This is a genomic window from Xanthomonas campestris pv. asclepiadis (genome assembly GCF_020784175.1).
Taxonomy (GTDB): domain Bacteria; phylum Pseudomonadota; class Gammaproteobacteria; order Xanthomonadales; family Xanthomonadaceae; genus Xanthomonas; species Xanthomonas campestris_D.
Window position 1 is genome coordinate 163,682 of record NZ_JAJGQM010000003.1, and the last position, 12,658, is coordinate 176,339.

The 12,658-nt window shown below is 62.6% G+C and carries 8 protein-coding genes; all 8 read right to left on the reverse strand.

The window, feature by feature from the left end:
• Positions 1-112: 112 nt before the first annotated feature.
• The 8 genes from rpsG to rplK all read right to left on the reverse strand — a co-directional run bounded on the left by rpsG (position 113) and on the right by rplK (position 12,589).
• Positions 113-580 carry a 30S ribosomal protein S7 gene (rpsG, locus tag LL972_RS02750; protein ID WP_005993356.1) on the reverse strand — a complete coding sequence of 156 codons (468 nt, stop codon included), beginning with the start codon at positions 578-580 and terminating at the stop codon, positions 113-115.
• A gap of 12 nt (positions 581-592) precedes the next feature.
• The gene (gene rpsL / locus LL972_RS02755) at positions 593-967 is read right to left on the reverse strand and encodes a 30S ribosomal protein S12 (protein ID WP_228326284.1); all 375 of its coding nucleotides are present in this window, start codon (positions 965-967) and stop codon (positions 593-595) included.
• 221 nt (positions 968-1,188) lie between these two features.
• Positions 1,189-5,403 (reverse strand): DNA-directed RNA polymerase subunit beta', encoded by a 4,215-nt coding sequence (gene rpoC / locus LL972_RS02760; RefSeq protein WP_228326285.1) that lies wholly within the window; start codon positions 5,401-5,403, stop codon positions 1,189-1,191.
• 100 nt (positions 5,404-5,503) lie between these two features.
• Positions 5,504-9,655, reverse strand: coding sequence for a DNA-directed RNA polymerase subunit beta (gene rpoB / locus LL972_RS02765; protein WP_228326286.1), 4,152 nt, complete (start codon positions 9,653-9,655; stop codon positions 5,504-5,506).
• A gap of 299 nt (positions 9,656-9,954) precedes the next feature.
• Complete coding sequence (rplL, locus tag LL972_RS02770) at positions 9,955-10,320, reverse strand: 50S ribosomal protein L7/L12 (RefSeq protein ID WP_008574194.1); 366 nt, start codon at positions 10,318-10,320, stop codon at positions 9,955-9,957.
• Between the two features lie 54 nt (positions 10,321-10,374).
• Positions 10,375-10,908, reverse strand: a complete 534-nt coding sequence (gene rplJ / locus LL972_RS02775) for a 50S ribosomal protein L10 (protein ID WP_104582264.1) — start codon at positions 10,906-10,908, stop codon at positions 10,375-10,377.
• A gap of 550 nt (positions 10,909-11,458) precedes the next feature.
• Complete coding sequence (rplA, locus tag LL972_RS02780; protein ID WP_228326287.1) at positions 11,459-12,157, reverse strand: 50S ribosomal protein L1; 699 nt, start codon at positions 12,155-12,157, stop codon at positions 11,459-11,461.
• Between the two features lie 3 nt (positions 12,158-12,160).
• Complete coding sequence (rplK, locus tag LL972_RS02785; RefSeq protein ID WP_016900682.1) at positions 12,161-12,589, reverse strand: 50S ribosomal protein L11; 429 nt, start codon at positions 12,587-12,589, stop codon at positions 12,161-12,163.
• Between the last annotated feature and the right edge of the window lie 69 nt (positions 12,590-12,658).

Sequence of the window (12,658 nt, forward strand, 5' to 3'; positions counted from 1 at the left end):
TCGGATGGCCGAACGCCGCCTTTCGGCGGCCTTCGGATTGGATGCGACGCCAAAGGCGTCGCAAACAGCACTCAGATGGTGCTGAAGGGCCCCGTTACCAAGGCCCACGAGGTCACCAGCGGTAATGTGCGAACGCCTTGTTCGCCTCCGCCATACGGTGCGTCTCTTCGCGCTTCTTGATCGCGCCGCCACGGCTTTCCGAGGCGTCCAACAGTTCTGCAGCCAGCTTGCGCGGCATGGTGTTCTCGCCACGCTTGCGCGCGGAATCGATCAACCAGCGCATTGCCAGCGCCATGCGACGGGAGGAGCGCACTTCGACGGGCACCTGATAGGTAGCACCACCGACGCGACGCGATTTAACTTCGACAGCCGGGGCCACGTTGTCCAGTGCTTTCTGCACCAGCTCGACGGCATTCGGATTCTTTTCGCCAATGACGTCCATCGCGCCATAGACAATTTTCTCAGCAACCGACTTCTTGCCACTTTGCATCACCATATTGATGAAGCGGGCAATGGTTTCGCTGCCATGCTTTGGATCAGGCAGGACGGTGCGCTGCGGAGTAGAACCTTTACGGGACATTGGAGTGTTTCCTTAGCTCTTCGGGCGCTTGGCGCCGTACTTGGAACGACCTTGACGGCGCTTTGCGACGCCGGCGGCGTCCAGCGAACCACGGACGGTGTGATAACGCACACCGGGAAGATCCTTGACGCGGCCACCACGAATCAGGACCACGGAGTGCTCCTGCAGGTTGTGGCCTTCACCACCGATGTAGCTGATGACCTCTTCCTGGTTCGTCAGGCGCACCTTGGCAACCTTACGCAGGGCCGAGTTCGGCTTCTTCGGGGTAGTGGTATAGACGCGTGTGCAGACGCCACGGCGCTGCGGACACTTGCCCAGTGCCGGGGAGGCACTCTTGTAGGTGGTCGCTTGCCGAGGCTTGCGGACCAGCTGATTGATCGTCGTCATCAGTTGATTCTTCTGATTGAGAGGCCGAGACGGCCTTGCACGAAAACAAAGGCAGGCCGAAAAACGGCCCGCCGAGACAGGGAAGTATAGCTGGCAGGACGAAACTCCGTCAACTTCACGGAATTCTAACCCTGCTGGCCCATCCAAGGCCGGAAAACGGAGGGCCTCCTGCCCACCTTTTCGCTTGGCTTACGGCGGTCTTGCGACCGCCGTCGGAGCGCTTACTCCTCGTCCGCGCCAGCGTCGGCCACGGCTGCGACCGGTTCGGCCACCGTCGGCTTGCCCGACAGCGTTTCCATTTCCGAGTCGGTCAGACCCGACGACTTGCGACGTCCGGCGTGATACGCAAGACCGGTACCGGCCGGAATCAGACGACCCACGATCACGTTTTCCTTCAGACCGCGCAGGTTGTCGCGGGTGCCGCGCACGGCAGCCTCGGTCAACACGCGGGTGGTCTCCTGGAACGAGGCCGCCGAGATGAACGACTCGGTGGCCAGCGAGGCCTTGGTGATACCCAGCAGCACCGGATCGTACTTGGCCGGCAGTTCGTTGCGCTTGACCAGGCGGGCATTTTCCTCGATGACGCGCTGGCGCTCGACCTGCTCGCCGTTGAGGAACTTGCTGGTGCCCTGGTCGGTGATCTCGACCTTGCGCAGCATCTGGCGAGTGATCACCTCGATGTGCTTGTCGTTGATCTTCACGCCCTGCAGGCGGTACACGTCCTGGATTTCCTTGACCAGGTACGCGGCCAGCGGCTCGACACCCAGCAGACGCAGGATGTCCTGCGGGCTCGGCTCGCCGTCCACCACGGTCTCGCCCTTGGTCACATGCTCGCCTTCGAACACGATGATCTGGCGGTACTTCGGGATCAGCTCTTCGTGTTCCGACCCATCGGTGTCCTTGATGATCAGGCGCTGCTTGCCCTTGGTGTCCTTACCGAAGCTGATGATGCCCGAGCGCTCGGCCAGGATCGCCGGATCCTTCGGCTTGCGCGCTTCGAACAGGTCGGCAACGCGCGGCAGACCACCGGTGATGTCGCGGGTCTTGGACGCTTCCTGCGGGATCTTGGCGACCACGTCGCCCACGCCGACGGCGGCGCCGTCCTGCAGGTTGACGATGGAGCGCGGCGGCAACAGGTACTGCGCCGGCAGATCCGTATTCGGGATCGTCAGGTCGTTGCCCTTGCCGTCGACGATGCGCACGATCGGGCGCAGCTCCTTGGCATGTGCACCGCGACGCTTCGGGTCGGTGATTTCGCGCGAGGCCAGACCGGTCAGTTCGTCGGTCTTCTCGATGACGGTGACGCCGTCGACGAAGTCGATGAAGCGGATGAAACCAGCCACTTCCGACACGATCGGGTGGTTATGCGGATCCCAGTTCGCCACGCCCTGCCCGGCCTTGACCGCATCACCATCCTTGGCGGTGATGGTGGCGCCGTACGGCAGCTTGTAACGCTCGCGCTCGCGGCCATGGCCGTCGAGCACGGACAGTTCGCCCGAACGCGAGACAGCGACCAGCGCGCCGCTGGCGTGCGCCACCGACTTGAGGTTGTTGAACTTCACCGAACCGGTGGTCTTGACGGTGATGTTGTCCACCGCCGCCGCACGCGATGCCGCACCACCGATGTGGAACGTACGCATGGTCAGCTGGGTACCCGGCTCACCGATCGACTGGGCGGCAATGACGCCGACCGCTTCACCGATGTTGACCTGGTGACCGCGGGCAAGATCGCGGCCGTAGCAGCGTGCGCACACGCCGAACGAGGACTCGCAGCTGATGGTCGAACGCACCTTCACCGACTGCACGCTGGCGTCTTCCAACTTGGCAACCCAGGCTTCGTCCAGCAGCGTGTTGCGGGTGACGATCGGCTCTTCGTCGTTGCCCGGCAGGTAGACGTCCTCGGCCACCACACGGCCCAGCACGCGCTCGCGCAACGGTTCCACCACGTCGCCGCCTTCCACGATCGGGGTCATGATCAACCCTTCGGTGGTGCCGCAATCGACCTCGGTGATCACCACGTCCTGCGCCACGTCGACCAGACGACGGGTCAGATACCCCGAGTTCGCGGTCTTGAGCGCGGTATCGGCCAGACCCTTACGGGCACCGTGGGTGGAGTTGAAGTACTCCTGCACGTTCAGGCCTTCGCGGAAGTTCGCCTTGATCGGCGTCTCGATGATCGAGCCATCCGGACGCGCCATCAGGCCGCGCATACCGGCCAGCTGACGGATCTGCGCCTGGCTACCACGCGCACCGGAGTCGGCCATGATGTACAGCGAGTTCATCGACTTCTGGTCGATGGTCTCGCCCTTGGCGTTTTCGACCTTCTCGGTACCGATGGTGTCCATCATCGCCTTGGCGATGCGCTCGCTGGTGCGCGACCAGATGTCCACGACCTTGTTGTAACGCTCGCCGGCGGTGACCAGACCGGACTGGTACTGCTCCTGGATTTCCAGCACTTCGGCCTCGGCCTCGGTGAGGATGCCCTTCTTCTCGTCCGGAATCAGCATGTCGTCGATGCCGATCGACACGCCTGCGCGGGTTGCGTAGGCATAGCCGGTGTACATCAGCTTGTCGGCGAACACGACGGTGTCCTTCAAGCCCAGCAGACGGTAGCTGGAGTTGATCAGACGCGAGATGTTCTTCTTGGTCATCTCGGTGTTGGCCAGCTGGAACGGCAGGCCTTCGGGCAGGATTTCGCTCAGCAGTGCACGACCGACCGTGGTGTCCACGATCGAGGTGCCGCTGGTGCGCTTGCCGTCGGCTTCCACGTCCACCTGGGTGATGCGGACCTTGACCTTGGCGTGCAGTTCCACCACGCGGTTGTCGTAGGCGCGCTTCACTTCGCTGGTGTTGGCGAACACCATGCCTTCGCCCTTCTTGTTCTCCAGGGCGCGGCTCATGTAGTACAGGCCCAACACCACGTCCTGCGACGGCACGATGATCGGCTCGCCGTTGGCCGGCGACAGGATGTTGTTGGTGGACATCATCAGCGCACGCGCTTCCAGCTGGGCTTCCAGCGAGAGCGGCACGTGGACGGCCATCTGGTCACCGTCGAAGTCGGCGTTGAACGCAGTACAGACCAGCGGATGCAGCTGGATGGCCTTGCCTTCGATCAACACCGGCTCGAACGCCTGGATGCCCAGACGGTGCAGGGTCGGCGCACGGTTCAGCAGCACCGGATGCTCGCGGATCACTTCTTCCAGGATGTCCCAGACTTCGGCTTCTTCGCGCTCGACCAGCTTCTTGGCCGCCTTGATGGTGGTGGCCAGCCCGCGACGCTGCAGCTTGGCGAACACGAACGGCTTGAACAGCTCCAGCGCCATCTTCTTCGGCAGGCCGCACTGGTGCAGCTTGAGGTACGGACCGACGGTGATGACCGAACGACCGGAGTAGTCCACGCGCTTGCCGAGCAGGTTCTGACGGAACCGGCCCTGCTTGCCCTTGATCATGTCGGCCAGCGACTTCAGCGGACGCTTGTTGGTGCCGGTGATGGCACGGCCGCGACGGCCGTTGTCCAGCAGCGCATCGACCGATTCCTGCAGCATGCGCTTCTCGTTGCGCACGATGATGTCCGGCGCATTGAGCTCGAGCAGACGACGCAGACGGTTGTTGCGGTTGATCACGCGACGGTACAGATCGTTCAGATCCGAGGTCGCGAAGCGGCCGCCATCCAGCGGCACCAGCGGACGCAGGTCCGGCGGCAGCACCGGCAGCACGGTCATGACCATCCACTCCGGACGGTTGCCCGATTCCAGGAAGGCTTCGATCAGCTTGATGCGCTTGGTGAGGCGCTTGAGCTTGGTTTCCGAACCGGTGCTGGCGATTTCCTCGCGCAGGCGGGTCATTTCCGACTGCAGGTCGATCGTGCGCAGCAGTTCGTACACGGCCTCGGCACCCATGGCGGCGTCGAAGTCGTCGTTGTATTCCTGGCGTGCGGTCAGGTACTGCTCTTCGGTCAGCAGCTGGCGGCGCTCGAGCGGGGTCAGGCCCGGCTCGGTGACCACGTAGGCTTCGAAGTACAGCACGCGCTCGATGTCACGCAGGGTCATGTCCAGCATCAGGCCGATGCGCGAGGGCAGCGACTTGAGGAACCAGATGTGCGCGACCGGCGAAGCCAGGTCGATGTGCCCCATGCGCTCACGACGCACCTTGGCCAGGGTGACTTCGGTGCCGCACTTTTCGCAGACCACACCGCGGTGCTTCATGCGCTTGTACTTGCCGCACAGGCACTCGTAGTCCTTGATCGGTCCGAAGATGGCGGCGCAGAACAGGCCGTCACGCTCGGGCTTGAAGGTCCGGTAGTTGATGGTTTCGGGCTTCTTCACTTCGCCGTAGGACCACGAACGGATCAGGTCAGGCGATGCCAGCGCGATCTTGATCGCGTCGAAATCCAGCGTCTGGCGCTGTTGATTGAAGAGGTTGAGCAGGTCTTTCATTTGATATCTCCGGGTCGGAGGAATTTCGTAGCTGAGATGAAACCGAGGGCCTTACGTTCCGGATCCCGGCACCGCGTTGCGGCGCCGGGATCCGGCTCGATCACTCTTCCAGTTCCATGTTGATCGCCAGCGAGCGGATTTCCTTCACCAACACGTTGAAGGATTCCGGCATGCCCGCGACCATCTCGTGCTCACCATCGACGATGTTCTTGTACATCTGGTTGCGGCCCTGCACGTCGTCGGACTTCACCGTCAGCATTTCCTGCAGGGTGTAGGCCGCGCCGTAGGCTTCCAGCGCCCAGACTTCCATCTCACCGAAGCGCTGACCACCGAACTGCGCCTTGCCGCCCAGCGGCTGCTGGGTGACGAGCGAGTACGGGCCGGTCGAGCGCGCATGCATCTTGTCGTCGACCAAGTGGTTCAACTTCAGGTAATGCATGTAGCCGACCGTGGTCTTGCGATCGAACGCTTCGCCGGTACGACCGTCGTACAGCTGGGTCTGACCGCTCTGCGGCAGCTCGGCCAGTTCCAACATGCGCTTGATTTCCGCTTCGCTGGCGCCGTCGAACACCGGGGTGGCCATCGGCACGCCATCGATCAGGTTCTTGCCCAGGTTGAGCAATTCCTCATCGCTGAACTGCGACAGATCCACGCGCTGGGCATTGATCGCGCTGTCGTGGTTGTAGATGTCGTCCAGGAACTTGCGCAGCTCGCTGACCGCCGCCTGGGCTTCCAACATGCGCTGGATCTTGCGACCCAGGCCCTTGGCGGCCCAGCCCAGATGCACTTCCAGAATCTGGCCGATGTTCATACGCGACGGCACGCCGAGCGGATTCAGCACGATGTCGACCGGCTCGCCGGTGGCCATGTACGGCATGTCCTCGACCGGCACGACATTGGAGACCACACCCTTGTTGCCGTGGCGGCCTGCCATCTTGTCGCCCGGCTGGATGCGGCGCTTCACCGCCAGGAACACCTTGACCATCTTCAGCACGCCCGGTGCGAGGTCATCGCCCTGGGTGATCTTGCCGCGCTTGTCGGCAAAGCGTGCTTCAAATTCCTTTTCGTGCGCCTGGATCTGCTTCTGTGCGCGTTCGATGGCGTCGGCGGCGTCTTCGTCCTTCATGCGCAGCTGGAACCAATCGGACTTCTTCAGTCCGTCCAGATACGCGTCGGTGACGTTGTCGCCCTTCTTCAGGTTCGGACCGCCGTTGGCGACCTTGCCCACGATCTGCGAGCGCAGACGTGCGTAGATGGCCGCTTCCAGGATGCGGAACTGGTCGTCGAAGTCCTTCTTGACGCGCTTGATTTCGGACTCTTCGATCTGACGCGCACGCTTGTCCTTCTCGATGCCGTCGCGGGTGAAGACCTGCACGTCGATGACGGTGCCGTCCATGCCCGGAGGCACGCGCAGCGAGCTGTCCTTCACGTCGGACGCCTTCTCACCGAAGATCGCACGCAGCAGCTTTTCTTCCGGGGTCAGCTGGCTCTCGCCCTTCGGCGTGACCTTGCCGACCATGATGTCGCCGGCGCGCACTTCCGCACCGATGTACACCACGCCGCTCTCGTCCAGACGGTTCAGGGCCTGCTCGGACACGTTCGGGATGTCGGCGGAAATTTCCTCCGGCCCCAGCTTGGTGTCGCGCGCAACGCAGGTCAGTTCTTCGATGTGGATCGTGGTGTAACGATCTTCTTCCACCACGCGCTCGGAGAGCAGGATGGAGTCTTCGAAGTTGTAGCCGTTCCACGGCATGAACGCGATCAGCATGTTCTGACCCAGCGCCAGCTCACCGATGTCGGTGGACGGGCCGTCGGCCAGCACGTCGCCGCGCGCGATCACGTCACCCACGTTCACCAGCGGACGCTGGTTGATGCAGGTGTTCTGGTTGGAGCGGGTGTACTTGATCAGGTTGTAGATATCCACGCCGGCATCGGTGCCGCCGCCGATTTCTGCCTCGTTGACCTTGACCACGATGCGGGCCGCGTCGATCTGCTCGATCACGCCACCACGCAAGGCATTGACGGTCACGCCCGAGTCGCGCGCAACCGCACGCTCGATGCCGGTACCGACCAATGGCTTCTGCGAACGCAGCGTCGGCACGGCCTGGCGCTGCATGTTGGCGCCCATCAATGCGCGGTTAGCGTCGTCGTGTTCCAGGAACGGCACCAGCGCCGCGGCGACCGACACGGTCTGCATCGGCGAGACGTCCATGAAGTGCACTTCGGCCGGCGGCTTCAGCAGCGACTCGCCCTGGAACCGGCACGGCACGAACTGCTCGGTGAGCATGTTCTTGGCATCGGTCAGCGCGTTCGCCTGGGCGATCACATACTCGTTTTCTTCGATCGCCGACAGGTATTCGACGTCGTCGGAGACCTTGCCGTCCAGCACCTTGCGGTACGGCGTCTCGAGGAAGCCGTACTGGTTGGTGCGGGCGAACACGGCCAGCGAGTTGATCAGGCCGATGTTCGGGCCTTCCGGGGTTTCGATGGTGCAGACGCGGCCGTAATGGGTCGGGTGCACGTCGCGCACTTCGAAGCCGGCGCGCTCGCGGGTCAGACCGCCCGGGCCCAGTGCGGAGACGCGACGCTTGTGCGTCACTTCCGACAGCGGGTTGTTCTGATCCATGAACTGCGACAGCTGCGAGGAGCCGAAGAATTCCTTGATCGCCGCAGCCACCGGCTTGGCGTTGATCAGTTCCTGCGGGGTCAGACCTTCGGATTCGGCCATCGACAACCGCTCCTTGACCGCGCGCTCGACGCGGACCAGGCCCACGCGGAACACGTTCTCGGCCATTTCGCCGACCGAACGCACGCGACGGTTGCCCAGGTGATCGATGTCATCGACCACGCCGCGACCGTTACGGATCTCGGTGAGCACCTTGATCACTTCCAGGATGTCGGAGGTATCGGTGTGCTCGGCGACCAGGCGCTTGGATTCTTCGTCGTTGCGCTCGGCAAAGTACTTCTTGTCATACAGCACCGACTCGCCCAGCACGTCCTTGCGGCCGACGCGACGGTTGAACTTCATGCGGCCGACCGTGGACAGGTCGTAGCGCTCGAAGGTGAAGAACAGGTTGTGGAAGAGGTTCTGAGCGGCTTCCTTGGTCGGCGGCTCGCCCGGGCGCATCATGCGGTAGATCTCGACCAGCGCTTCGAGCTGGGTCTTGGTCGGATCGATGCGCAGGGTGTTGGACAGGTACGGACCACGGTCCAGATCGTTCACCCACAGGGTGCCGACCGCATCGACGCCGGCCTTGCGGAACGCCGCCAGCTGGTCTTCGGTGATCTCGTCGTTGGCATTGGCCAGCAGTTCGCCGGTCGAGCCATCGACCACGTCGTGCGACAGGATGCGGGTGACCAGATAGTCGTCCGGCACGGCCAGCGCGGCAACGCCGGCGGCTTCGAGCTGCTTGACGTGACGGGCGGTGATGCGCTTGCCCGCTTCCACGATGACCTTGTCGCCATCGGCCAGGTCAAAGTTCAGCGTTTCGCCACGCAGACGCTCCGGCACCAGCTCCAGCTGCACGCCTTCGTCCGGATTGATGTGGAAGGTGTTGATCTCGAAGAACTCGGCCAGCATCTCTTCGTTGCTGTAGCCGAGCGCACGCAGCAGGATCGACACCGGCAGCTTGCGGCGACGGTCGATACGGGTGAACAGCGCGTCCTTCGGGTCGAACTCGAAGTCCAGCCAGGAACCGCGGTACGGAATGATGCGGGCGCTGTACAGCAGCTTGCCCGAGCTGTGGGTCTTGCCACGGTCGTGGTCGAAGAACACGCCCGGCGAACGGTGCAGCTGCGAGACGATGACGCGCTCGGTACCGTTGACGATGAAGGTGCCGTTGTCGGTCATCAGCGGGATCTCGCCGAGGTAGACCTCCTGCTCCTTCACGTACTTGATCGCCTTGGTCGACGACTCGCGGTCGTAGATCACCAGACGCACGGTCACGCGCAGCGGCGCGCCATAGCTCATGCCGCGCTGACGGCATTCACGCTCGTCAAACACCGGCTGACCCAGCTTGTAGCCGACGTATTCCAGCGCGGCGTTGCCGCTGTAGCTGGAGATCGGGAACACCGACTTCAGTGCCGCATGCAGACCGAGGTCCTTACGCTTGGTCGGCTCCACATCTTCCTGCAGGAATTCGCGGTAGGAATCCACCTGGATGGCCAGCAGGAACGGCACTTCGAGAATCGAGCGCTGCTTGCCGAAGTCCTTGCGGATACGCTTTTTTTCGGTGAACGAATAAGACGTCATGAGTCTTCACCCTAGGCTGCGGGGGCCGCTTCGCGGCGGCCCTGAAATAACAAAATTGTCAGTTGGAAGTCGCTGGTATTGCCGGCACCAGCACGCCTTCTCCCGCTACTTCCAACTACCAACTCGGTGAGGCCGGGAATCGGGCATGGAGAAATGGGAATCGGATGAGCACGCGATGTTGCATTTGCGATTCCCCAATCCCGATTCCTGATTCCCGCCCGAAACGGCCAAAGGCCGGGAGCTTTACGCTCCCAGCCTTCAGTGCATCACCATGAAACGCTGGCGATGCAAGGTACTGCTTACTTGATTTCGACAGTCGCGCCAGCTTCGGTCAGTTCCTTCTTGATCTTCTCGGCTTCGTCCTTCGACGCGCCTTCCTTCAGCATGCCACCGGCTTCGGTCAGATCCTTGGCTTCCTTCAGACCCAGACCGGTCACGGCGCGGACGGCCTTGATGACGCCGACCTTGTTGGCGCCGCAGTTGGTCAGCACCACGTTGAACTCGGTCTGCTCTTCGACCACGGCGGCCGGGCCAGCTGCAGCGGCAGCGACCGGAGCGGCGGCGGAGACGCCGAACTTTTCTTCGATGGCCTTGACCAGCTCCATCACTTCCATCAGGGACTTCTCGGCGATGGCGTCGACGATCTGTTCGTTGGTAAGGGACATTGTGATTACCTTTAAATAATTTTCTGGATTGGGGTTCTAGCGAACGCTAGGACATCAAGCTTCGGCAGTCTCGGCGACCGGCGCGGCGGCTTCGTCGCCACCACCCTGTTTGTCGCCCACGGCCTTGACGGCACGGGCAAACATGGCAGCCGGTTCGGACAGCACGCGGGCCAGCATGGCCAGGGCCTGATCGCGGGTCGGCAGCGAAGCCAACACGTCGACGTGGCCAGCCGGGAACAGTTCCCCGCCGATGGACACGACCTTGGCCTGCAACTTGTCGTTGCCCTTGGCGAATTCCTTGATCAGGCGACCGGCAGCGCCGGGCTCCTCCATCGAAAACGCATACAGCAAAGGACCGACCAGCTTGTCAGCGACGACAGCGAACTCGGTACCTTCAACGGCGCGCGCGGCCAGGGTGTTCTTGACAACTTTCAAGAACACGCCGGTTTCGCGGGCCTGCTTGCGCATCGCGGTCATCTGGGAGACCGTGATGCCAGCGTATTCGGCGGCGATCAAGGAGTGAGCCTTGGCGGCGATGTCTGCCAGCTCGGCGACTACTTCTTGCTTCTGAGACAGATTGAGAGCCATTGCACTCCTCCGTTAAAGCCGGGATTGGTGATTGGTGATTGGTGATTCGTCGAAAGCCATGAAGCCGCTCCTGCAAATCCCCAATGCCGAATCCCTAATCCCCGCTTCAAACTACTCCGCTCGCGGCTCCTGCCGGTTGCGGTCCAGGGCAGCCTCCTTACCTGGAAGCCGGGAACATCGACCGATGTTCCTTTGGTGGCCGTTCTAGACCTGGAGTGGGCTCGATCCGGGATGTCCCAGACGCGCGTAAACCAGAAAGCTCCAGAAGGGCGACACCATCTACGCCGGCCGGCTCTTGCGAACCTGATTAAGCGATCCCGCTGCATCGACGGCGACTCCTTGCCAGTGCGAGCATCCTTGCCCGTCGTCGATCTGCGCTGACCACGCCTGCGGTCTTTGACGGCTACCGCCGGACAAGCCGGCGATCGCCTTCAAAATGTCCGTTACCCCAAAGGAGGGAACGGACTCCCAGCACACGGTGACCCGGGCCGGAAAAACAATGCTGTACTCCATCGACGGGTCAGGCCCATGACAGGCCCGACCCCTCAACTCACTTCAGTGCAAGGCTCGACTGGTCGACCGTCACGCCAGGACCCATCGTCGAGCTGACCGACACCTTCTGCAGATAGGTACCCTTCGAGGTGGCCGGCTTGGCCTTGATCAGATCGAGCAGCAGCGCCTGCAGGTTCGACTTCAGCGCTTCGTCATCGAAGCTGGCCTTGCCGATGGTGCAGTGGATGATGCCGGCCTTGTCGATGCGGTAACGCACCTGACCCGACTTGGCATTCTTGACCGCTTCGCCCGGGTTGGCCGACACGGTGCCCACCTTCGGATTCGGCATCAGGCCGCGCGGGCCCAGCAGGGTGCCGAGCTTGCCGACGACGCGCATAGCGTCCGGAGTGGCGATGACCACGTCGTAGCTCAGATCGCCGGCCTGCATCTTCTCGGCCAGGTCGTCCATGCCCACCGCCTCGGCGCCAGCGGCCAGGGCTTCGTCAGCCTTGGCACCGGCCGGTGCGAACACGGCAACGCGCACGCTCTTGCCGGTACCGGCCGGCAGCACGGTCGAACCGCGCACCTGCTGGTCGGACTTCTTGGCATCCACGCCAAGGCGCACGGCAACGTCGATCGACTCGACGAACTTGGCCTTGGTCACGGTCTTCAGGATCTTGATTGCGTCTTCAAAGGCATAGGTCTTGCCCGGAACGACAGCGGCCGCAATGGCCTTAACGCGCTTGCTCTGTGCCATGTCTTAGCCCTCCACCGTCAAACCCATGCTGCGGGCAGAACCCGCAATCGTACGCACTGCCGCTTCCAGCTCGGCTGCCGTCAAATCGGCTTCCTTGACCTTGGCGATCTCTTCCAGCTGCTTGCGCGTCACCTTACCCACCTTGTCGGTGTTGGGACGCTTGGAACCGGAGGTCACACCTGCAGCCTTCTTGAGCAGCACGCTGGCCGGGGTGCTCTTGGTGATGAAGGTGAAGGTACGGTCGGAGTACGCAGTGATGACCACGGGCGTCGGCAGACCCGGCTCCAGCTTGGACGTCGCTGCATTGAACGCCTTGCAGAATTCCATGATGTTCAGACCGCGCTGACCCAGTGCAGGGCCGACCGGCGGCGCAGGATTGGCCTGACCGGCCTTGACCTGCAACTTGATGTAAGCAGTTATCTTCTTTGCCATTTCAATACTCTCCGGGTGCTAGCGCCTTGACTGCAGGCTCCCCATCGGACCGGAAAATCACGTGTCCCG